The organism is Bacillus sp. 5w2 (assembly GCF_054353775.1).
This window is the reverse complement of record NZ_JBTIWT010000020.1, coordinates 17,471-40,835: the sequence shown is the minus strand read 5'-3', so window position 1 is coordinate 40,835 and position 23,365 is coordinate 17,471. Positions and strand designations below refer to the sequence as shown.

24 protein-coding genes are annotated in these 23,365 nt (G+C 36.0%); 20 read left to right on the top strand and 4 right to left on the bottom strand.

Features of this window, described 5'->3' with window-relative positions; genetic code table 11:
* The first annotated feature begins 183 nt into the window (after positions 1-183).
* On the top strand, positions 184-717 hold the full coding sequence (locus tag ACXY7N_RS24915) for a transglycosylase SLT domain-containing protein (protein WP_000713257.1): 534 nt from the start codon (positions 184-186) through the stop codon (positions 715-717).
* Between the two features lie 11 nt (positions 718-728).
* Here ACXY7N_RS24915 and ACXY7N_RS24910 read toward each other — a convergent pair whose 3' ends face one another.
* Positions 729-1,523 (bottom strand): DUF4931 domain-containing protein, encoded by a 795-nt coding sequence (locus ACXY7N_RS24910; RefSeq protein ID WP_488592663.1) that lies wholly within the window; start codon positions 1,521-1,523, stop codon positions 729-731.
* 135 nt (positions 1,524-1,658) lie between these two features.
* Positions 1,659-1,787, bottom strand: coding sequence for a hypothetical protein (locus ACXY7N_RS24905; RefSeq protein WP_002006681.1), 129 nt, complete (start codon positions 1,785-1,787; stop codon positions 1,659-1,661).
* Positions 1,788-2,208: 421 nt separating this feature from the next.
* Here ACXY7N_RS24905 and ACXY7N_RS24900 point away from each other — a divergent pair, with 421 nt between their 5' ends.
* The 7 genes from ACXY7N_RS24900 to ACXY7N_RS24870 all read left to right on the top strand — a co-directional run bounded on the left by ACXY7N_RS24900 (position 2,209) and on the right by ACXY7N_RS24870 (position 9,783).
* Positions 2,209-2,343 carry an RAxF-45 family protein gene (locus ACXY7N_RS24900; RefSeq protein WP_046956655.1) on the top strand — a complete coding sequence of 45 codons (135 nt, stop codon included), beginning with the start codon at positions 2,209-2,211 and terminating at the stop codon, positions 2,341-2,343.
* 124 nt (positions 2,344-2,467) lie between these two features.
* A complete protein-coding gene (gene abc-f, locus ACXY7N_RS24895) occupies positions 2,468-4,348 on the top strand; it encodes a ribosomal protection-like ABC-F family protein (RefSeq protein ID WP_353811510.1) in 1,881 nt (626 codons plus the stop codon).
* A 148-nt stretch (positions 4,349-4,496) separates the two neighbouring features.
* Positions 4,497-5,690 carry a sensor histidine kinase gene (locus ACXY7N_RS24890; RefSeq protein ID WP_016089609.1) on the top strand — a complete coding sequence of 398 codons (1,194 nt, stop codon included), beginning with the start codon at positions 4,497-4,499 and terminating at the stop codon, positions 5,688-5,690.
* Complete coding sequence (locus ACXY7N_RS24885; protein WP_016089608.1) at positions 5,687-6,343, top strand: response regulator; 657 nt, start codon at positions 5,687-5,689, stop codon at positions 6,341-6,343. The genes ACXY7N_RS24890 and ACXY7N_RS24885 overlap by 4 nt, the downstream gene beginning before the upstream one ends.
* A gap of 138 nt (positions 6,344-6,481) precedes the next feature.
* Positions 6,482-7,414, top strand: coding sequence for an ABC transporter ATP-binding protein (locus ACXY7N_RS24880; protein ID WP_016089607.1), 933 nt, complete (start codon positions 6,482-6,484; stop codon positions 7,412-7,414).
* 15 nt (positions 7,415-7,429) lie between these two features.
* Positions 7,430-8,626, top strand: coding sequence for an ABC transporter permease (locus tag ACXY7N_RS24875; RefSeq protein ID WP_016089606.1), 1,197 nt, complete (start codon positions 7,430-7,432; stop codon positions 8,624-8,626).
* 11 nt (positions 8,627-8,637) lie between these two features.
* Positions 8,638-9,783, top strand: a complete 1,146-nt coding sequence (locus ACXY7N_RS24870) for an ABC transporter permease (protein ID WP_016089605.1) — start codon at positions 8,638-8,640, stop codon at positions 9,781-9,783.
* Between the two features lie 11 nt (positions 9,784-9,794).
* Here the strand turns inward: ACXY7N_RS24870 and ACXY7N_RS24865 are convergent, their stop codons facing one another.
* Complete coding sequence (locus tag ACXY7N_RS24865) at positions 9,795-9,992, bottom strand: hypothetical protein (protein WP_000369250.1); 198 nt, start codon at positions 9,990-9,992, stop codon at positions 9,795-9,797.
* A gap of 237 nt (positions 9,993-10,229) precedes the next feature.
* On the opposite strand from ACXY7N_RS24865, the gene ACXY7N_RS24860 reads away from it, so the two are divergent.
* The 6 genes from ACXY7N_RS24860 to ACXY7N_RS24835 all read left to right on the top strand — a co-directional run bounded on the left by ACXY7N_RS24860 (position 10,230) and on the right by ACXY7N_RS24835 (position 17,848).
* Complete coding sequence (locus ACXY7N_RS24860; RefSeq protein WP_016089604.1) at positions 10,230-11,933, top strand: ABC transporter substrate-binding protein; 1,704 nt, start codon at positions 10,230-10,232, stop codon at positions 11,931-11,933.
* A 238-nt stretch (positions 11,934-12,171) separates the two neighbouring features.
* Positions 12,172-13,899 carry an ABC transporter substrate-binding protein gene (locus tag ACXY7N_RS24855; protein ID WP_016133461.1) on the top strand — a complete coding sequence of 576 codons (1,728 nt, stop codon included), beginning with the start codon at positions 12,172-12,174 and terminating at the stop codon, positions 13,897-13,899.
* Between the two features lie 103 nt (positions 13,900-14,002).
* Positions 14,003-14,959, top strand: a complete 957-nt coding sequence (locus tag ACXY7N_RS24850) for an ABC transporter permease (protein ID WP_016089602.1) — start codon at positions 14,003-14,005, stop codon at positions 14,957-14,959.
* A 12-nt stretch (positions 14,960-14,971) separates the two neighbouring features.
* A complete protein-coding gene (opp4C, locus tag ACXY7N_RS24845) occupies positions 14,972-15,895 on the top strand; it encodes an oligopeptide ABC transporter permease (RefSeq protein WP_016089601.1) in 924 nt (307 codons plus the stop codon).
* A gap of 10 nt (positions 15,896-15,905) precedes the next feature.
* Entirely contained in the window at positions 15,906-16,886 is a 981-nt protein-coding gene (locus ACXY7N_RS24840; protein WP_016089600.1) for an ABC transporter ATP-binding protein, read from the top strand.
* Positions 16,883-17,848, top strand: a complete 966-nt coding sequence (locus tag ACXY7N_RS24835; protein ID WP_016089599.1) for an ABC transporter ATP-binding protein — start codon at positions 16,883-16,885, stop codon at positions 17,846-17,848. Before ACXY7N_RS24840 ends, ACXY7N_RS24835 begins: the two co-directional genes overlap by 4 nt.
* Positions 17,849-17,970: 122 nt before the next feature.
* Here the strand turns inward: ACXY7N_RS24835 and ACXY7N_RS24830 are convergent, their stop codons facing one another.
* On the bottom strand, positions 17,971-18,843 hold the full coding sequence (locus tag ACXY7N_RS24830; RefSeq protein ID WP_016089598.1) for a Cof-type HAD-IIB family hydrolase: 873 nt from the start codon (positions 18,841-18,843) through the stop codon (positions 17,971-17,973).
* Between the two features lie 450 nt (positions 18,844-19,293).
* On the opposite strand from ACXY7N_RS24830, the gene ACXY7N_RS24825 reads away from it, so the two are divergent.
* The 6 genes from ACXY7N_RS24825 (at position 19,294) to ACXY7N_RS24800 (ending at position 23,331) form a co-directional block, all read left to right on the top strand.
* Entirely contained in the window at positions 19,294-19,401 is a 108-nt protein-coding gene (locus ACXY7N_RS24825) for a DUF3948 family protein (RefSeq protein ID WP_000664237.1), read from the top strand.
* A gap of 35 nt (positions 19,402-19,436) precedes the next feature.
* Complete coding sequence (locus ACXY7N_RS24820) at positions 19,437-19,553, top strand: DUF3948 family protein (protein ID WP_488592660.1); 117 nt, start codon at positions 19,437-19,439, stop codon at positions 19,551-19,553.
* A gap of 42 nt (positions 19,554-19,595) precedes the next feature.
* Positions 19,596-19,706, top strand: coding sequence for a DUF3948 family protein (locus tag ACXY7N_RS24815; RefSeq protein WP_001083700.1), 111 nt, complete (start codon positions 19,596-19,598; stop codon positions 19,704-19,706).
* Between the two features lie 345 nt (positions 19,707-20,051).
* On the top strand, positions 20,052-21,170 hold the full coding sequence (gene hppD / locus ACXY7N_RS24810; RefSeq protein WP_016089597.1) for a 4-hydroxyphenylpyruvate dioxygenase: 1,119 nt from the start codon (positions 20,052-20,054) through the stop codon (positions 21,168-21,170).
* 66 nt (positions 21,171-21,236) lie between these two features.
* On the top strand, positions 21,237-22,193 hold the full coding sequence (locus tag ACXY7N_RS24805) for a fumarylacetoacetate hydrolase family protein (protein WP_016089596.1): 957 nt from the start codon (positions 21,237-21,239) through the stop codon (positions 22,191-22,193).
* On the top strand, positions 22,159-23,331 hold the full coding sequence (locus ACXY7N_RS24800) for a homogentisate 1,2-dioxygenase (protein ID WP_000499922.1): 1,173 nt from the start codon (positions 22,159-22,161) through the stop codon (positions 23,329-23,331). The genes ACXY7N_RS24805 and ACXY7N_RS24800 overlap by 35 nt, the downstream gene beginning before the upstream one ends.
* Positions 23,332-23,365: the final 34 nt, after the last annotated feature.

The following is a 23,365-nucleotide window of genomic DNA, read 5'->3' as shown; positions in this document are numbered from 1 at the left end:
ATGAAAGTTACATTTTTGCACGTATTTACCAGCTGTTTTTTCACAAAATCGGTCTAAAGCATGATGATAATATGTATAGTTATTTGCTATGATAAAAGGGTAAGAGAATGATAGAATGTTGGTAATTGTAAAGGGAAGAAGGCTGAAAGGGGACAAATTTCAGCGGAGAAAGAGGTAGAGGTAGTGAAGAAATTCTTTGTAGGATTTTTAGTTGTTCTTGGGGTGTACTTATATTTCCAAGGAAAGTCTGAAGGAATGGGCAAGTTAATGAATGAGACAAGCTATGTTGACTCAGAAGAAGCAAAACAGATGAAACAAATTATTATAGAGGAAGCAAAGAAAGTCAATCTTCCAGAATGGATACCTCTTACAATTGCCGAACATGAAAGCCGGTTAAATCCAAGAAGTGTTGGAGATAATGGAACTTCATTCGGATTGTTTCAATTGCATCGCGGGGGTGGACTTGCACCAGAGCATTTAACTGATGAAGAGTTGAAAGATCCACGTACAAATGCGCAAATTGCAATGCCGCATTTAATGAAAGGATATAAGCGCGGGGTGCAAAAAGGTTTGACTGATTTTGCATTACTAAAATATATAGCAAATACATCTGGATGGCCGGGAAATTTAGGACCAGAGTGGACGGATAATAACATGAAGTATAACGTCGGGTTAGAGGACGTGTACTATCGAAATAAAGGTGTAATCAAAGAGTAGGTTTTCTATACCTACTCTGTTTTTTGGTGAATAATTGTATCTTTTTCGCTCGTGAAGTACTGCGCGAGTTGTATTTTCACGTCTTCTAGTTTTGTGGAAACTTGCGGTATTTTATATCCTACATACAATGGTGAAACGACAAACCTAGGAACAACTTTACAAATGATTTTTCCGTCTAAGTAATAGAAGAATAAGTTATAACTACTACATCCTTTATGGAAATCTGTCAGTATGTAACGTACAGTTTGTTGAATATAATTTGCTAGTTCATCTATGCATTCAACATCTTCAATGATGATATTAAATTCAGTAAAACCGATAATAGGACGATCTGAAATATTGAGTTCAATGTGTTCGTTTTTTTGCACAATTACTCCTTGGAAGTTTTCCTGTTCTACGTTATCGAGGTAGTCTACATATTTCATTCCAATAATCTGCATGTGTGCATGATGCAAACTTCCGCCTGAGAATGGACCATGATTTTTGTATAAAATCACAGATGTGAATTCTTCATTCTTCTGTAAGTCTAACCAATGTTGAATGGAGAAACGGATTAGCGATCTCATATGTTCTTCTGTATATGTCGCAATATGGTCTTCACAATTATCTGTTTCGATTAGCACCGTTTGAAATGTATCTTTTAATGTAGGAAATTTGTTTTTTAGCCAAATAATTGAGTCTTCAGTAGCTAAAATATCCGTTAAATTTTCTCTGTCACAAAAAGGACATGCAGCGCTTCTATTCCGGATGCTTTCTGGTTTTTGTTTGCCGATATCGTTTAAAAAGTATAGTTGTTGTGTATCCATTTGTATATGTGCCCCTTTAAAATATGTGTAAAAAATCCCGCTTAATACATTCGGGAAAAGGAGAAGGAAATCCTTTAAAGGGGATAGGAAAAATAAAAGACAAGATATCCTCATTAAGATAGGGTACCTTGTCTTTTATTTTTTCTTTAATAATGTGTATGGATAATATAGATCGTTTTTATTGTGCTTCTTTTTTCTATTTTTTATTGTGTATAAGGCAATTGCTGTACTTGCGATTACAATAATGGCTTTCTTCATATTCATTTACCCCTTTTTTATTGTTCGTTTAATTCTTGGCTAACTGCTTTTGCATCAACTAGAGCGTGTAAAATCATTTTTACCATGTTCATCATATTCCTTCACTCCTTTTTATAGTTCGTTTAGTTCTTTTACAACTGCTTGTCCGTTCACTAATACCTCAAAGATTGCTTTTACGATTTCTTTCATCATGATTGTTTTCCTCCTTTTGTTGTCTCTCTTGTTTACATCTTTATTGTATAGGGAGGCGCTTTTTCGTACTATCGCTTTCCATTACGTGAACATAACAGTGTTGTAAGATTTGATGTCACTTATTGAAATGTTTAGTCTATCTTCATTATTTTCAGAAAAATGACTATTCAAACATGAAATGGGGAAGTATAATAAAGAAGTAAGTATTAAATTCCGTACGAAAGAGGTGAATGAGATGAAACGTTCTTTAGCTGCACGTGCCAAATTTTTAGATTATATCTATTTTTGTCGTGCGATTTTTCATGATGTAGTTGTTAACGGGATACGTCTGTCCTTTTTTAACAATTGCATAGTAGCTATTGAACGATAGAAATCTCTTCACCCATTTTTAATAAACGTGTGAAAAGGGAGCTATTTGGCTTCCTTTTTCTATGCCGAAAACCATGGGGAATGTTTCTTTCCCATGGTTTTTTATATTGAAAGGAGTACGGAAAATGACAATTTGTAGTGTAAATAATGTAACGAAATCTTTTGGTGGAAACATCATATTTGAAAATATATCGCTTGAAATAAAGAATGGTGAACGTGTTGGATTAGTTGGTCGTAACGGTAGTGGGAAGACAACAATCTTTCAGCTTCTAACTGGAATGGAAAGTTTGGATGCAGGGGCCATTCATATGAAGAAAGGTACATGTATTGGTCATGTGGCACAAATTCCGAAATTTGATGAGGGTATGACTATATATGATGTATTGAGTTCCGCCTTTAAAACAGAAAAGGAATTAGAAAGAGAAATGCGTGCTTTAGAAAAACATATGGCAGAAGAACGGGAACCGTCTGCTTTACAAAGATTAATGGAGAGATACGGAGTAATCCAAGAAAAGTTTGCGTTTCTTGGTGGTTATGAAATAGAAGCGAATATGATGAAGGTAGCAAACGGTCTACAGGTGACAGAACTATTTCTCCGATCATTTTCCGAGTTAAGTGGTGGGGAACAAACAAAAGTAAGCCTTGCATACATGTTGTTGCAGAAACCAGATTTACTTCTATTAGATGAACCAACCAATCATTTAGATTTATTCGCCGTAGAATGGCTAGAGCAATTTTTAAAAGAATACAATGGAACGGTTATGGTCATTTCACATGATCGCTATTTCCTTGATGAAGTTGTAACGAAGATTTTTGATTTAGAAGATGGAGAGATTCACGTGTATCATACAAACTATTCTCAGTTTGTTGAGGAAAAGGAAGAACGGTTACTTCAGGAGTTTCAGGCTTATCAAGAACAGCAAAAGAAAATAAAGAAAATGAAAGAAGCAATTAAACGACTACGTGAATGGGCAAATCAGGCGAATCCTCCGAATGAAGGATTGCATAAGAGAGCGAGAAGTATGGAACGTGCACTGGAACGTATAGAGAAACTAAAGAAACCTATTTTAGAACGAAAACAAATGGGACTTCAGTTTGAAGGGAAAGAGAGAAGTGGGAAAGATGTTGTTGTAATGAAAGAAGTGAGTAAAGGATTTGCTGACCACCCTTTATTTAACGAAGCGAATTTACATGTTCGTTTTCAAGAGCGTACGGCGATCGTTGGTCGTAATGGTACAGGAAAGACAACGCTACTAAAGTTATTATTAGAAGAAATAGAACCAGACGTTGGAGAGATCCGTATTGGTAGTAGTGTGAAAATCGGTTATTTATCACAACATGCGTACGGAAATATGAAGAGTAATGTATTAGAGGCTTTCAGGGAATATGTAGCTGTAACAGAGGGAGAAGCGAGACATATATTAGCTAAGTTTTTATTTTATGGTCCAGCGGTGTTTAAGAAAGTAACGCAACTGAGCGGTGGAGAAAAAATGAGGTTAAGACTTGCGCAACTTATGTATCAAGATATCAATTTTTTAATTTTAGATGAGCCGACAAACCATCTCGACATTGAATCAAGGGAAGTTTTAGAGGAAGCTCTTGAGCAATATAATGGAACGATTTTAGCTGTTTCACATGATCGTTATTTTTTGAATAAGTTATTTGAAAAGACGTATTGGATTGATGAGCATAAATTATTTGAGTTTGCAGGGAACTACGCATGGGCTCGTCAAAAGTGGGAAGAAAAGCTCGAGAAACAAGTAATAAAGCAGCAACGCCAAGGAAGAAAAAATATTGAAACAGCTCCTGTAAAAAAGAAAGAAGTTAGGAATGTTGAGGATATTGAAACGGAGTTAATGCATGTAGAAGAGGATATATATGCGCTTGAGTGTAAGATGGAGCATGTAGTTGATGTTGAAATGCTTGAACAATTGTATGAAGAAAAAACGAAGAAAGAGTTGTTGCGAGCGGAGTTATATAATGAGTTAGAGAATATTGTGGAGTAAAGAAATTAGAATGAAAGAGCAAGTTGTTTTCTCATATTTTGAGGGAGGCTTGCTCTTTTTGTGTACGGAAAGATAAAAATTGGTATAATTTTCTTGTTGTTGCAATAAAGAGAAGAACTTTAAGTTATTAAAACGTGAGGAGAATGTTATGTTAGGATACGCACGGATTGCTACAATCGTTATGATTTGTTTTGTTTATGCAAACCATGTTTCACGTGAAACAGCACATTTGCAACTTTTTGTAGGTACAGCACTTTTTATTTATATTGTGAATCATATTTTGCTAGTAAAAGTAAGTGGAGGTAAAAAGCTTGTTTTTTATACACTATTAGCAAATGGGATAGTCACAGCTTTATTAGGTTTTTTATTTCCTGAGACATGTTTATATTTAATTATATTTGGAATTGATGCAGTAGGACTATTTATTCATGAATTTCGTAGAAGCATGACGTACTTTTTTATTACTTTTTTCTTTCTTTGTTGGCTTATTAATATACTACATGCATATCAACATACAGGTAGTTTAGAATTGGAGAGTAATGCCATTAATTTTATGTTCATCGTTTTTAGTGCTTTAGCTGGAAGCTTAATAAAAAAACTTACAGCTGCTCGGAAAATGGTAGATGAGCAATATGGAGAATTAGCATTATCTCATACAGCTTTAAAAGAAGCGCATGAACAATTACGTCTATATGCCAAAGAGGTAGAAGAATTGACAGCTGTTCGGGAGCGAAATGATATTGCCCGAGAAATTCATGATACTGTCGGTCATAATATGACAGCCTTACTTGTTCAATTACAACTGGCAGAGGCTTTGTGGAAACAAAAATCGGACGCTACGGAAGAGGTTTTACATACATGTCATGGGCTAGCCAGAAAATCACTTCAAGAGGTTAGAGCTTCTGTACATGCTTTAAAAGAAGAAGGTAAACTAGGGAACATAATAGAGAATATGCGTGAAATGTTACATGGATATTCTAAAGCGACGAAAGTACAAGTATCTTTTCAATTAGAAGGGGATCCGGTTGTGATTCCGTTGTCACTACAACCTACACTGCTCCGAGTTATGCAAGAGTCTTTAACAAATGCAAAGCGGCATGGGAAAGCGAGTTTATGTGAAGTGAGTTTAATTTGTTCGGCGAAACAAGTTAAACTATGTATTTTGGATAATGGCGTGGGAGTTAACGAGGTAAGCCCGGGTTTTGGTTTACTTAATATGAAAGAACGAGTAGAGGAACATGGTGGAACTATTCAATTTGAGAGTGAGATAGAAAAAGGCTTTCGGTTACAGATTGAATTTCCACTTCAGGAGAAAACGTGGATAATAGGGGGAACTGTATGATTCGGATTATGATTGTTGATGATCAATCGCTCATTCGTGATGGTTTAGCGATGTTATTAAATTTAAGTCCGGAACTCGATGTAGTGGGAACGGCTACGGATGGAGACGAAGTGATACAAAAGGTGAAAGAGCTACATCCTGAAATTATTTTGATGGATATTAGGATGCCTCGTATGAATGGTGTTGAAGGAACACGTTTAGTTAGAGAACAGTTCCCTCATATAAAGGTACTTATGCTGACGACTTTTAGTGATAGTGAGCTTATTTTTGAAGCATTGGAGCAAGGAGCGAGTGGTTATTTATTGAAAGATATGGAGGCAGATGCAATTGCTCAAGCAATTTTAACGGTGCATAGTGGAGGGGCTGTGCTTCCTCAGGATATAACAGCGCAAATCATAAAAGAATTAAAAAAGACAAAAGTAGCAGTAGAGTGCACCACACCAGAACAATTAGCGCAATTAACTGAGCGAGAAGTAGATGTTTTAAGAGAAATTGGACTTGGTTTAAATAATAAAGAGATTGCGGAAAAGCTATTTATTACAGAAGGGACTGTTAAGAATCATGTTTCTAATTTAATTAGTAAGTTAGAACTGAGAGATCGAACGCAAGCTGCCATATATGCAGTAAGGTATGGCATCACGATGTACACATGACTTTTGGCATATATAATTGTGAAAAAGCAGCAGAATTTGCTGCTTTTTTATTTTGTATTTCTATCTCAAGGGTGATGGAGAGAAGAAAAAAATTTTCTACAATGAAAGTGTAGATGAATGCAAAGGGGCTGAATCAGTATGTTAGTCATAGATCATATTACGAAATCATTTGGCAAGAAGGAAATCATAAAGAATGTGTCTTTTGAAGTGAAAAAAGGTGAAACATTTGGATTGCTTGGTCCAAATGGAGCGGGAAAATCAACGACAATATCAATGATTTGTGGATTAATTCCGTATGATAGTGGAGATATAAAAGTTGGTGGGAAATCTGTAAAAGAATATCCATTAGAAGCGAAAAAGAAAATTGGTATTGTTCCGCAAGACATTGCTTTGTATCCGACACTTTCAGCAAAGGAAAATTTGATTTTTTGGGGAAAGATGTACGGTTTAAATGGAAAAGTTGCAAAAGAGAGGGCAGAGGAAGTATTAGCCTACGTCGGTTTACAGGACCGCGGAAAAGATAAAATTGAAACATTTTCAGGTGGCATGAAAAGGCGTATTAATATTGGTGCAGCACTTATGCACGAACCAGAGTTATTAATTATGGATGAACCGACAGTCGGGATTGATCCACAATCGAGAAATCATATCTTAGAAACTGTTAAGAAATTAAATGAAAAAGGTATGACGGTTATTTATACGAGTCATTACATGGAAGAAGTAGAGTATTTATGTGAACGAATTGCAATTGTTGATCACGGAAAGGTAATTGCATTAGGAACGAAAAGGGAGCTATGTAATCGCCTGGCAGATGGGTTTATAGTGAGATTGCAATTAAATCGTTATAGTACGGAATTGCTACAAAAGTTGAAATCACTATCTGTTGTTGAACGGATTATTTTTGATGAAGATAATAGCACGATTGATATTGGACTAAATGGTGGCGAGTCTATTGGTACAGTTGTGTCAGTAGTTGTTGAGAACAACGCTCAAATTTTAAAGCTTGAAGTACAAGAACCAAATTTAGAGGCACTCTTTTTACAATTAACAGGACGTTCACTTCGTGATTAAGGAGGTTAGTGTGGGATGAAAAGTTTTATTATTGCATGGAAGGATTTAAAAATACGTTTAATTGATCGGCGCGGATTTATGATGATGTTAATTATGCCGCTTTTATTAACAGCGATTTTAGGTTCAGCGTTAAGTAATATATTTGATAATGGTGGACTACCGAAAACAGTGATTGGCTATTATCAAGTGGGAACTGATGAATTGGCAGATGTCTTTCAAAAAGACGTATTGCAATCTAAAGAAATAAAAGATGATGTGAAAGTAAAGATAGTTCATTCTCAGGAAGAGCTTGAAGATATGTTAAAGGAAAAGAAAATCGATGTGGGAATCGTCATCCCAAATAAATGGAGCGAACAAGTACAAGATGGAAAATTAAAAGAACCAAAGGTGCTTATAGACCCATCAAAAAATATACAAGCGAAAATTGCTGAATCAATGATCCGATCCTTTTCAGAACGTGTTCAAACAGTCGCAGTATCTACTAAAAGTGTTGTAACAGAATTAGTGAAATCTCAGCAGGGTGATGTAGCACAAGTTGCAAAAGAGGTAAGTGGAAGTTTACAGGCGATAGCAACTACAAATGCGGATAACATTAAAAGAGGGACGATAGGTAAAAAAACAGTTGCAGCGATGCAATATTATGCAGCAGCGATGTTAGTCATGTTTTTACTATATAACATAACAGTAGGTGCAAAGTCAGTTGTAACAGAGCAACGAACTGAAACGTTGGCGCGTTTGTTCAGTACACCGACGAGCTCATTTTCAATTTTATTTGGAAAGTTTTTAGGTACATTACTATTTGCTTGTATACAATTTGGAATATTTATAGCTGCTACGCACTTTATGTTTCATGTGGAATGGGGAGAAGATGTGTCTCAAATAGTAGTATTGGGAATTTCGTATGCAATTTGTGTTTCTGGTTTATCTATGTTAATTGCGGCTTTTATCCATGAGGAAAAAACGGCAGATGTAATGGGAGGAATCGGTATTCAAATACTCGCTATATTAGGGGGATCAATGTTACCGATTTACGTATTCCCTGATACACTTCAAACCATTGCAAATGTTACTCCGAATAAATGGGCACTTACAAGCTTCTTAAATATTATGTCGGGAACATCTTGGGATGTGCTACTCCCTGTTATTTTTAGTTTATGTAGTGCAGGAATTGTCTCCGTTATGGTTGGAACATTACGTTTACGTACGAGATAGGAGGGGAAATGATGAAGAAGGTTTGGGCGCTTTGTTGGTTAGAGCTAAAACAAATTTTAATAAAGCCACAAAGTTATATACTCATGTTTGGAATGCCTATTATTTTTACACTCATTTTTGGAGGACTTTTAGGTGGAAGTGGGAATGAGAAAGTAAATGTTAGCTTAGTAGATGAAGATGGTTCTGTACTATCTAGCAAATATTATGAGGAAATAAAGAAAAGTGACTTAATTTCTATAGAGAAGGTAACGTATCAGGAAGGAAAACAGAAGGTTGAAAATAAAAAATCATCGGGTATAGTTATCATTCCGAAAGACTTTCAAAAGAGTATGCTAGATAGGAAGATAGAAAATATTCAGTTTCAGGCCAGTGCTGATTTTACTGGTGGAACTTCTGTAGAGCAAGTATTGACAAGCACATTAAAAAAAATGGAGATAGAAGTTAGTGCGGCAAGAGATTTTGAGAAGAAAAGTAACACTTCGTGGGAAACGATGTATAAAGAAACCTATACAAAAGTAGAACCTGTTTCGATTCAAAAAGAGTCAATTTCACATGATGATCAAAAGTTAAATAACGTTACAGGACGAGCGGCAGGCTTTTCCATTCTATTCGTTATGATTGTTATGTTAAGTGCGACGGGGACTATTTTAAAAGCTAGGCAACTTGGTGTTTGGTCTCGTTTATTAGAAGCGCCAGTTTCAAAAGTTCAAATACTGGCGGGATATATCCTTTCCTTCTTTTTAATAGGGTGGATTCAATTTGGTGTTTTAATGATATTAACGCATTCCTTATTTGATGTGCAGTGGGGAAATTTATTAGGAGTTATTACCCTCACCTCGGCGTTATTACTAGCTGTCATTGGTCTAGCCTTATTATTAGCAAGCATCGTAAAAACAACAGAACAGCAGTCAGCGCTAGGGAATATCGTTGTGATTTCAACATGCATGATTGGTGGTCTTTATTGGCCAATTGAAATTGAACCAGCATGGATGCAAACAGTAGCAAACTTTGTTCCGCAAACTTGGGCAATGCGTGGATTTACGGAGTTGATTGTAAGAGGAGGTGCATTAGCAGATATAGGAAGCTATATTGGTATACTCATTTTATTTGCAGGAGTATTTTTCGTGATTGGTTTAACAAGAATACGTTACGATTGAAAAAAGCAGAGTTACAGCTTTACACGCTGAACTCTGCTTTCTTTTTGTGTGGTATCTTCCTTTGTTGAAATGATAATAGCGATCCCGAGCATAATAAAAAAAGCTAAAAAGAGGACGAACTTTGGGAAGAATGGGAATAGTAATAGCGCCCCAACTATCATAATTGTTAATAATACGTAGTGCAGGACGTATTGGAATAGGTTGTCCATGTTTTCGCCCCCTTTTTGGTAATTGGTTATTAGTATTCTATGTTTCATGCTGAACGAATAGAAGTGGATTTTCAATTTTTTAATACGAAATAAAAGAGAACGATTGACATGTTTAAAGGAAAGGAATAATCTTGAAATTAATTCATACTATTTTTATAGGAAAAATAAAGATAGTTACAGGAAGGGGGCCTATGTTCCTACATCGTTAAAAATTAGGAAGGTAAAGGTGAGAGTGCAATGAAAAATGCTTTTAAAGGAGCACTTGTTACATTTCTTAGTGTATCAGTATTACTAGCCGGATGTGGTCAAGAGGAAGCAAGTACAAATGAAGCCGGGAACGTACCAAAAGTAAAAGATGAATTTATTAAGGCAAGCGACAAAGCAAAAAGTCCTACAAAAGTAAAAGAAAGAAAAGATACCTTTGTAGTTGGAATGCCGAGTCCTGGGGGGATATTCCTTCCGCACTTTATGGAGAATGGATGGGATGGTAATATAACGCAAGCTATATTTGCGCCTCTTGTTGGACTGGATAAGGAAGGGAAACCAATTCCTATTTTGGCGAAGAAGTGGGATATTTCGGAGGATCAGCTTACATATACATTCCATTTGAAAGATGATTTAAAGTTTAGTGATGGTACACCGTTAACTGCAGATGATGTAGCATTTACATTAACTTTATTACACGACCCAACTTATAGTGGGGCGACTGATATAAGTCAAACAGCAATAAAAGGTGGGCAAGCATATAAAGAAGGAAAAGCAAATTCTATTGAGGGAATTCAGGTCATTGATCCGAAAACAATTACGATTACAACCGAAAAGGTAAATGCCCAAACATTATCGTTAATTGGCGGAGAAGTTATATCTAAAGCTTATTACGGGAAAGAGTATAAACAAGGACACTTGGAGTACTTAAAAGAGTTGTATGGGAAGCCAGTGGGAGCAGGAGCTTATAAGTTAGATCAATATATTCCTGGTCAAGAAGTTCGATTTGTAGCAAATGAAAATTATTTTGAAGGAAAGCCGAAGATTGAGCACTTTATTTATAAAATTTCAAAAGGCGATACGAAGTTGCAGCAATTCCAAGCTGGAGAAGTGGATTACGACGGATTTTCTACAAATGCAGAAACAATTGAACAATTAAAAGATTTAGGTTTTGCTAATATTAATGTGTATACAGGAAGCTCTTACGGCTACATTAAAATGAATTATAAGAAGCCATACTTTAAAGATAAACGTGTTCGCCAAGCATTTATTTATGGATTAGAGCGTCAAAAGGTTATTGATACGTATTTCCAAGGTTATGCGTCACTTGTTAATGTACCGATTACGCCAGTTTCTTGGGCGTATACAGAAGAGGGCATTAATAAATATGAGTATAATTTAGAGAAGGCAAAGAAATTATTGGATGAGGCTGGATGGAAAGCAGGTTCGGATGGAATTCGTGAAAAGGACGGACAAAAACTGAAAGTAAGTTATTTTGCCTCATCAGCAAGTAAAATAAATGATGTAATGATTCCTGTGATGAAAGAAGATTATAAAAAGCTTGGTGTAGAGTTCAACCCGGAATATATGGACTTTAATACGATGATTTCAAAAGTGATAAAAGGTGATTATGATTTGGCGATGGTATCTACGCCAATGATTGATGATCCAAGTGGAACAATTGAGGAGTTTGTTTCGACAAGTAAACGAAACTATGATGGATACTATAATCCAAAAGTAGATGAATTAGCTAAGCAGGCACTAGAAACATTAGATATTGAAAAACGAAAAGAAATTTATAAAAAGTTGTACCAGGAGTTGAGCGAAGATCCGCCTGTTATTTTCCTAAATAATAGTAAAGTTGTGTCTGCACATAATGCACGCATTCAAGGATTGCAAGAAGATAACTATAACGGTATCTTGTTAAGTTTACCTAAATTAAAGATAGAACAATAATTTTGGAAAAATTCTCAAAATATTTATTTAGAAAGAATTGACAAAATATAACGGACGATATAAGCTAATAACCATAAAGTCTACCGGAAAGGTCGGAATAGGATTGTTACCCCTCAAAAACATCTGTTTTTTTACGATTAAAACCGACTTTTCCGATTGGCTATAAATGTGCTGTGGGAGGCATACATAAGCTAATAAGTTCAAAGGGTATCACTATTAAACAGTTAGGGTGGGGACAATGAAGAAAAAGACAAAAAAATGGGCTGGTGTATTTTCGGTATTACTGAGTAGTTCACTTGTGTTATCTGCTTGTGGGGGACAGGAGGATACGGCTTCTACAGAACCGGTAAAACAGCAGGATTTAAAAAATGTAAAAGTTGAAAAAATTGCGGCTACAGATAAAACGAAAGTACCTGATAAGGCAAAAAATAGAAAAGATACGTTTATTTCTGGTATCTCAAAGCCTGGGGGAGTTTTCTTACCTTACTTTCAAGAGAACGGTTGGGATGGGAATGTGACATCGGTTATTTTTGCTTCCCTTGTTACAACAGATAAACAAGGAAAACCTATACCAGATCTTGCTGAGAAGTGGGATGTTTCTTCAGACCAATTAACATATACATTTCATTTACGCAAAGACTTGAAATTTAGTGATGGATCGCCATTAACCGCTGACGATGTAGCATTTACATTATCACTTCTACATGATAAAGCGTATGAAGGCGGCGATGATATTTCACAATATGCAATTAAAGGTGGAAAGGAATATAAAGAAGGAAAAGCGACGTCTATTGAAGGAATTCAAGTTGTTGATCCACAAACAATTAAAATTACAACTGAAAAAGTTAACTCACAAGCGCTAATTGCTTTAGGTGGTCCAGTATTATCGAAAGCTTATTATGGAAAAGAGTATAAACAAAATACTAGTTTAGATTATTTAAAAGAGTTATATGGAAAACCGATAGCTGCGGGGCCATATAAGTTTGAAAAGTATATCCCAGGACAAGAAGTTCGTTTTATAGCAAATGAAAATTATTATGCAGGCAAACCAAAAATCCCAAACTTTATTTATAAGATTACTTCACCGGATACAAAATTCCAATTATTCCAAACAGGTGAGATAGATTATACAGGAGTAGGCTACGGGGATGAAATTCTAGAACAAGTGAAGAGTTTACAGTTTGCAAATGTTGAAATAGAGACGGCTGCTTCATTTAGTTATATAAGAATGAATAGTAAAAAACCGTATTTAAAAGATAAGAAAGTTCGTCAAGCTCTTATTTATGGATTGGATCGTAAAAAATATGTAGATACAGCTTTGAAAGGATACGGTACAGTAGCAAATGTTCCAATTCATCCAACATCTTGGGCTTATACAGAAGAGGGTATTAATAAGTACGAATATAACTTAGATAAGGCGAAGAAATTATTAGATGAAGCTGGATGGAAAGCTGGTTCAGACGGAATTCGTGAAAAAGATGGTCAAAAACTTAAATTAACGTATTATGGTGCAAGCTCAGCAAAAGAAGGTGATTTATTTATTCCGATCGCAAAAGAGAACTATAAAGAATTAGGTGTTGAGTTCAATCCTGAATTTATGGATTTTAATACGATGCTATCAAAAGTGAAAAAAGGCGATTATGATTTAGCTTCTGTTGCAACACCAATTACAACAGATCCAAGTGAAACTGTAAGTGGTTACTCTTCAGAAGGTGATGATAATACCCTAGGTTATAAAAATGAAAAAGTAGATGCATTAATTAAAAAAGGAATTGAAACCGTAGATATTGAGAAACGTAAACCAATTTACAAAGAACTGTACAAAGAACTAAGTGATGATCCGCCAGTAATTTTATTAAACTATCGTAGAATCATCACAGCTTACAATGGAAACATTAAAGGAATTGATCCTGAGAAGTATGACAGTATTAGTTCGAACTCGCCAGTATTATCTATTGAAAAATAACGAGAAGAATGTATAAGTAGAAGACATTTTTTCATTCGGCTAGTAATATGCTGATTCGAAAAAATGTTCTTCTATTTTAAGCATAAGATTGGAGAGAAAAAGGGTGAAAACGTATATCGTTCGTAGGTTGTTACAAATGATTCCTACACTTTTGGGAACGTCAATTGTTATTTTCTTCCTGTTTGCACTTCTTCCAGGGGATTATATTGATTCGAATCCTAAGATTACACCGCAAAGGGCGGCAGAGCTTCGGGAATTGTATGGATTAAATAAGCCAATTGTTGAGCGCTATTTTCATTGGTTAGGTAATGCGTTACAAGGCGACTTTGGTTTTTCGTTGCAGTATCAAGAACCTGTAACATCATTATTAAATAAATTTATTTGGAACTCTTTTAGTGTAGCAATTATTGCATTGTTTTTTATTTGGCTAATTGCACTTATTATCGGTGTATTTTCAGCGACAAAACAACATTCTTTATTCGATAAGCTTGTAACAATTGGTATCTTTGCAGCAATGTCATTTCCTTCATTTTTTATAGGTCTGTTTTTAATTAAGGTGTTCGCAGTTGATCTTAAGTTATTGCCAATAGGTGGAATGATTGATGTTGGTAGTAATTCAACCGGATTCGCTTATGTGATAGAAGTTGCAAAGCATATGGTTTTACCGGTATTTATTTTGACTCTTCTTGGTGTGGGCTCATTAACTCGCTACTTTAGAACAAGTATGTTAGAGGTTGTAAGACAAGATTACATACGAACAGCACGAGCAAAAGGGTTAAAAGAGAAGACTGTTATTTATAAGCATGCATTAAAAAATGCCATTTTACCGGCTATTACATTGCTTGCGTTTGAGTTACCTGGATTGTTTTCTGGGGCAATTATTATTGAACAAATTTTTAACTGGCCAGGGATTGGCGGTATTCAATTGGAAGCACTAAATTTCCGTGATTATACAGTATTGATGGCATTTACGATGTTTCTTTCTTGTTTAACAATCGTTTCAAATTTTTTCGCAGATATCGTATATGCAGTTGTTGATCCACGAATTCGGTTGAAGTAAGGGGGGAAAGAAATGGAGACTGTTACAGTAATTACAGAGAAGAAAGAAAAAAAGAGAAGAAAAAATGAATCATCGCCATGGCGACAAGCTCTTAAACGGATAAAGAGAAATAAGATGGCGCTCGTAGGGTTGTATGCACTAATTTTTATGTTTTTATTTTGTTTTATCGGTCCGTTCTTTTCACCATATGCATCAGGGAAAATACAAGTTGCGTTAATTAACAAACCACCTAGTTTTTCTCATTGGCTCGGTACAGATCAATTAGGAAGAGATATTTTAACAAGACTTATGCAAGCGGGACGAATTTCATTAACGATTGGCCTAGCATCAATGGTTTTATCAGTGATACTAGGAGCTGTATTAGGAGCTATCGCAGGTTTTTATCGTGGTATCGTTGATAATATTATTATGCGTCTTGCTGATATATTAATGTCGATGCCAGGATTACCATTACTTATTATAATGGGAGCGATTTTATCAGAGTGGAAAGTACCGTCTGATTATCGTCTGTATGTCATTATGATTATTTTAAGTTTAGTAGGTTGGCCGGGGCTTGCACGTCTTGTAAGAGGTCAAATTTTATCACTTAGAGAGCAAGCATTTATGCAAGCTGCTGATGTGCTAGGAATAAAAGATTACCGAAAAATTATATACCACTTAATTCCTAATGTTTTACCGATATTAATTGTTGTATCCACATTAGGTGTTGCGGGTTCAATTTTAGGGGAGTCCGCACTAAGCTACTTAGGTCTCGGCGTCGTCCCACCTACACCATCATGGGGGAATATGATTAGTGCAGCTAACTCATTAATTGATTTCCAAAAGCGTCCGTGGTTATGGATTCCGCCTGGTTTTGCAATCTTTATAACAGTTGTATCAATTAACTTACTTGGTGATGCACTTCGTGATGCGTTAGATCCAAAGATGAGACGGTAGGTGAGAAGGTATGAATAAAGCGGTAGTAGAGCTGAAAGACTTACAAACACACTTTCAGACAGAAGAAGGGACAGTAAAGGCTGTAAATCACGTTAGCTTTGCAGTTCGAGAAGGTGAAACGGTTTGTGTTGTAGGTGAATCAGGGTGCGGGAAAAGTGTAACGGCTTTATCTATTATGGGACTTATTGCTGAATCAGGCAGTGTAGTAGGTGGAGATATTTTATATGAAGGAAAAAGTCTTTTAGGAATGAAAGAGAAAGAACTTCGTAGTTTACGAGGAAATGATATTGCAATGATTTTTCAAGAACCGATGACATCGCTAAATCCCGTCTTCACTGTAGGTGAACAAATTGTAGAAACGTTAAGAGAGCATGAATTACTTAGTAAAAATGAAGCGTATAAGAAAGCAATTGAGTTAATTCGTAAAGTCGGCATAGCTCGTGCGGATGAAATCGTCCATTCTTATCCGCACGAACTAAGTGGTGGCATGTTACAACGTATTATGATTGCTGTTGCACTTAGTTGTAATCCAAAGTTATTAATTGCTGATGAACCGACAACGGCTCTTGATGTTACGATTCAAGCTCAAATATTAGACTTATTAAGACAAATAAAAGAGGAATTTAAAACATCCATTTTATTAATTACACATGATTTAGGCGTTGTAGCAGAAATGGCTGATTACGTTGTCGTTATGTATGGCGGGAAAGTTATTGAAGAAGCACCAGTGCTGGAGATATTCCAAAATCCGAAACACCCGTACACGAAAGGATTGTTGAAATCAAAACCAGTGATGGGAAAACGAATAGATAAACTATATTCTATTCCAGGGCAAGTTCCTAATTTAGTCGGTTTGGATGAATTTTGCTACTTTAGCGGTCGTTGTGAGCATTGTATGGAAATATGTAAAGAAGAAGCACCGAATCTAAATGTACATGATGAAAATCATAAAGTAGCTTGCTGGTTATATGAGGAGCGTGCGGAACAATGAGCGAACCATTATTAGAAGTAAAAAACTTAAAGACATATTTCCCCATTAAAGGTGGCGTATTTAGTCGAACAATTGGACATGTAAAAGCAGTTGATGGAGTAAGCTTTACTATTAATAAAGGCGAAGTGTTCGGTCTCGTTGGTGAATCAGGAAGCGGAAAAACGACGATAGGAAAAACAATTTTACGTCTCGTCCAAAAAACGGAGGGGGAAGTGAAGTTTAAAGGACACGATGTTCATTCTCTATCAAAAGAGGAATTGAGAAAACATCGTCCTAATATGCAGCTCGTCTTCCAAGATCCATTTAGCTCATTAAATCCAAGAATGAGAATTGGAGAAGCGCTTGGCGAGCCGATGTTGGCTCACGGACTAGCGACGAAAGAAAACGTTCGTGAAAAAGTGACAGAAGTATTAGAGTTATGCGGTCTAGCTCCATATCATATTGACCGTTATCCTCACGAGTTTTCTGGTGGGCAACGTCAGCGTATCGTTATCGCGAGAGCTATGGTATTAAATCCAGAATTTATTGTAGCTGACGAACCTGTGGCAGCACTAGATGTATCTATTCAAGCACAGATCATTAATTTGTTTAGTGAGTTACAGGAGAAAAAGGGACTATCTTATTTGTTCATTTCACATGATTTAAGCGTAGTGGAGCACTTATGTACGAAAATTGGGATTATGTATTTAGGAACGATTGTGGAAACAGCGCCGCGTGATGAGTTATTTACGAACCCACTTCATCCGTATACAAAAGCATTGTTATCGGCTGTGCCAATACCAGATCCAACAGTGAAGCGAGAGCGAATTATACTAGAGGGTGACATTCCAAGTCCAGCAAATCCACCTTCGGGTTGTCGCTTTCATACACGTTGCCCGTTTGCGACGGATATTTGTAAACAAACAGTACCAGAATTCCGTAATGTTGGTGAAGAGCACTTTGTTGCTTGTCATCATGTATAAAAGAGAGGGACTCTTTCAGAAGTTGAAAGAGTCCCTTTTTTACCCCGCATTAACTGCCCGTAAAAGCCCGATTGGTTCAACTAATAATCAGAGGGACACCCCTCTCTAATTAAAGCTTCACTTTATTTACTAGATGAAGTTTGTTTCAATACAAATTGCTCGATTGCATGAGCAACACCGTGTTCATTGTTTGTTAATGTCACAACATCACATAGTTTTTTTACATCTTCTTCAGCATTTCCCATTGCAACTGATAAACCAGCTACTTCTAACATGGGTACATCGTTAAAATTGTCACCGATAGCAACTGTATCTTCAATTGGTATGTTAAAGTGGGCTGCCATTTGTTTCAGCCCATTCCCTTTATGCCCATTCTTATCCATAATTTCTAAGTTAGTAGGAGCAGATGCTGTAACCATAATATCAGTGTCTTCTTGTAACATACTTAATAGCTGTGCGCGATGCTCTGCATTAAATGTCAAAATAAAGAATTTAGATATTTCTAGTTCTGGATTATTTACAACATCTTCGATTTTTTGGAAATCAGTAATTAAGTTTGATTTCTTTTGTTTTTCTGTAATTCTTTCGAGTTCCTCAAGTGTAACATCTAGTGCATGCTTGTTTTCTTCGAACGCTTGCATGACTTGATTTTGCCATGTATATGGAGAATAAACTCCTTTATTCGTATATAGCTTATAAGGAAAACCTTCAGATTCTAGTAATTTTGCAAGCTTGTATACTTTATCATTTTGTAAACAACGCGAGTTAATTACTTTTCCATCCACATAAACAATTGCCCCATTGCTCGCTCCAACTGGAAGAGATAGTTTATATTCTTCCAATAATTTCAAAGCATCCTCTTTTGCACGGCCAGAACAAATCATTACGATATGACCGGCTTCTTTTGCAGTTTGGATTGCTTGTAAGTTCTCTTTGGAGATTTCGAGATTAGATGATAGTAGCGTACCATCCATATCTAATGCGATTAATTTCAAAATGACCACCTCTTTGTTTTTATTATACATAGTTATATAGAGGAAACATATAAACTTATCTTGGAAAGATGGTGTTTTATCCCGTATTAACTGTCAGTAAAGTTTCAATAGGTTCACTGTCATTTATTAGAGTTTTACTTTGATTTGTAACAAAAGTAGGGAGAGAAATGATTATATTTCGTTTTATGACTGTAATGTTACACGAATGTTACAAACGTGAACTTAGTAGAAAGTGCATTAAAACAAGGTTTTTGAGGGTGTTTATAAAAAAACGTAAAAAAAGTGTAATAAAATTTACGTAATTATATTGCAACGTAATAATAGTTATGTTACATTAATGTTACAAACGTTACGTTATTAAATTTAATGTAACGCTAACATAAAAACTATGAAATAAACATTTCTTAGAAATTACATATAGATAACTTATTAAAAAGGAGGATACATAAAATGAAAGAGCAAGTATTACAAGTAACAAAAGGTGACTTCGTAGGATCAGCAAGTGGAGCAGTAGTATTAACAGCATTAATCGTATTTCTATCAAGCGTATTAGTATAATAAAAGTTTTGTGACAAAAGAAAATAGAAGGGAGAATGAAAGATATGAAAGAGCAAGTATTACAAGTAACAAAAGGTGACATCGTAGGATCAGCAAGTGGAGCAGTAGTATTAACAGCGTTAATCGTATTTCTATCAAGCGTATTAGTATAATAAAAATTTTAAATCTCACAAAATGAAAGGAGAATGAGGAATATGAACAGTGAACAAGTGTTACAAGTAACAAAAACAGATTTATTAGGATCATTAGGTGGAGCGGTAGTATTAACATCATTTATTCTATTCCTTGCAAATGTATTAGTATGAGACATATAAATACAATCATTCAAAAAAAATAAAGACTCTAGCATATTAGTAAGTAGTTAATATGTTGGGGTCTTTTTTGTTTTTCTTCTATATATTCCTTCAAGTATTAACAGTCTCCCTTTATCTTGTAAAACTTCATTGATTAAAGTTTCACTTTATTTTAAAGAGAAAAAAGTCGAATTTTATATGTAAGAAAAAAAGAGGAATTTGACAGAAAAGATAGAAAATTTTAAAGGTCAGAATTTGTTAGCTTGCTAACTAATTTCTATTAATCGATGTTGGAAGCGTTTTCGGTTGGTTTTAAGTATGGACCATTTAATCTATTTACAGGGGGATGAGGATTTTATGAAACAAAAATCTATGGATACGCTAGCTGCACAAATGGAGGACTTTTTTCCAGTACGTGATGTAGATCATTTGGAATTTTACGTAGGGAATGCAAAGCAATCAAGTTATTATCTTGCGAGAGCATTCGGATTCAAAATTGTGGCTTACTCTGGATTAGAAACTGGTAACCGTGAAAAGGTATCTTATGTTCTTGTGCAAAAAAATATGCGTTTTGTTGTGTCTGGAGCTTTAAGTAGCGACAATCGTATCGCAGAGTTTGTAAAGACTCATGGTGATGGTGTGAAAGACGTGGCATTACTTGTTGATGATGTTGATAAAGCATACTCGGAAGCAGTAAAACGTGGTGCCGTCGCAATTGCTCCGCCTGTAGAGTTAACGGACGAGGACGGTACATTGAAAAAAGCAGTTATTGGTACGTATGGTGATACAATTCACACGCTTGTAGAGCGTAAAAATTATAAAGGAACATTTATGCCAGGATTCCAAAAGGTCGAGTTTAATATTCCATTTGAAGAGTCAGGGTTAATTGCTGTAGACCATGTAGTTGGTAATGTTGAAAAAATGGAAGAGTGGGTTAGTTATTATGAGAACGTTATGGGCTTTAAACAAATGATCCATTTTGATGATGACGACATTAGTACAGAGTACTCGGCGTTAATGTCAAAAGTAATGACGAATGGAAGTCGTATTAAGTTCCCTATTAACGAACCGGCAGATGGAAAGCGAAAATCACAAATTCAAGAATATCTAGAATTCTATAATGGAGCAGGTGTACAACATCTTGCTTTACTAACAAGCGATATCGTTAAAACAGTGGAAGCGCTTCGTGCAAATGGCGTGGAGTTTTTAGATACACCCGATACTTATTATGATGAGTTAAGTGCACGAGTTGGAAAAATTGATGAGGAAATTGATAGGTTAAAAGAATTAAAGATTTTAGTAGATCGTGATGAGGAAGGCTACTTACTACAAATCTTTACGAAACCAATTGTAGATCGTCCAACTTTATTTATTGAGATCATTCAACGTAAAGGTTCTCGCGGATTTGGAGAAGGGAACTTTAAAGCATTATTCGAATCAATTGAAAGAGAACAAGAGCGTCGCGGAAATTTATAAAATTTATATCCACCAGCAAAAATTATTTTGTTGGTGGAAATTTCATTTTCATAGGGAGGAATCATGATGAAATTTGTTACATTTCGTCTTCCTTCAAAAGAAATGCGAGCTGGATGGCTTGAAGGTGACAAAGTAATTGATATGAATCTTGCTAGTGATGGGAAATTACCTTCTTCTATGTTCGCCTTTTTAGAGAAAGCGGATGAGTATGTAGAAGTATTGCGTAAGATTAAGAATCCGGAAAAGGGTGTATATTCCTTAGAGGAAGTACAATTAGCGGCGGCAATTCCTAATCCGAGTAGTATTCGGGATTTTTACGCGTTTGAACAGCACGTAAAAACGGCTCGTGGCCGAAGAGGGCTAGATGTTGTACCTGAATGGTACGATTTCCCGGTTTTTTATTTTACGAACCATCGTGCTGTAATTGGTCCTGATGATTTTGTAATCGGTCCGAAGAAATCTAAAAAACTTGATTATGAGTTAGAGATTGCTTGCGTAATCGGGAAAGAAGGAAGAAATATTTCTCGTGAGCAAGCAGAAGAATACATTTTTGGTTATTGTATTATGAATGACTGGAGTGCAAGGGACTTACAAGCAACAGAAATGAAGGTAGGACTCGGTCCGGCAAAAGGAAAAGATTTTGCAACTTCATTAGGAGCGCACCTTGTTACGAAAGAGGAACTAGCTGTGTATCGTAACGGTGACCGCTATGAGTTAGAAATGACTGCTCATGTAAATGGAAAGCTATTATCAAAGGGGAACTTCCAAGATATTTACTATACATTTGCTGAAATGATTGAACGTGCTTCAGAAGACGTTACTTTATATCCAGGCGATGTGATTGGTTCTGGGACAGTAGGAACAGGTTGTATTTTAGAACTGGGTACGGAAGAGTGGCTGCAAGATGGAGATGTTGTAGAACTTACGATTACTGGTTTAGGTACGTTACGTAATACGGTCAAAAAAGAAATGGAAGCAGGTGATGGGCATGTTTTATCGTCACATGGGGGAGCTACCTCATAAACGACATGTACAATTCCGTAAAAAGGATGGATCGCTTTATCGTGAACAGGTAATGGGAACGAAAGGCTTTTCTGGTACGCAGTCTATTTTGTATCATCATTATATGCCAACGGAAGTATCGCATTCGGCAGTATCACATTCCTGTCAGTTGCAGTATGAAGAAGATGTAGCTCTTGCTCACCGTCATTTTCGCACGAAAGAAAATAAAAAAACTGGTGATGCAGTAAGTGGAAGAAACTTTATGCTTGGGAATGAGGATTTATTAATTGGAGTAGTGACTCCAACAGAAAAAATGGACTATTTCTACCGTAATGGCGATGGAGATGAAATGTTATTTGTTCATTACGGAACAGGGAAAATTGAAACGATGTTTGGAACGATTCACTATCGAAAAGGTGATTATGTAACGATTCCAATTGGCACAATCTATCGTGTTATTCCAGATGAAGGAGAGACTAAGTTTCTTGTTGTAGAGGCAAATAGTCAAATTACAACGCCGCGTCGCTACCGCAATGAATACGGACAATTGTTAGAGCATAGTCCGTTTTGTGAGAGGGATATTCGTGGTCCTGAAAAATTAGAGACGTATGATGAAAAAGGTGAGTTTGTCGTAATGACAAAGTCGCGAGGGTATATGCATAAACATGTTTTAGGGCACCATCCGTTAGATGTTGTTGGATGGGATGGCTATTTATATCCGTGGGTCTTTAATGTAGAGGACTTTGAACCGATCACAGGCCGTATTCATCAGCCACCTCCAGTACATCAAACGTTTGAAGGTCACAATTTCGTTATTTGCTCTTTCGTACCACGTTTATACGACTATCATCCAGAATCTATTCCGGCACCATATTATCATAGTAACGTGAATAGTGATGAAGTACTGTACTATGTAGAAGGAAACTTTATGAGCCGGAAAGGTGTGGAAGAAGGTTCTATTACACTTCATCCGAGCGGAATTCCTCATGGGCCGCACCCTGGGAAAACAGAGGCGAGTATAGGGAAGAAAGAAACGCTTGAATTAGCTGTTATGATAGATACATTCCGTCCGCTTCGTATTGTAAAACAAGCACATGAGACGGAAGATGAAAAATATATGTATAGCTGGATTGAAGAAGGTTCACATACTGTGAAATAAGTAAAAAGAGGCATGCTCACTTAGTGAGCATGCC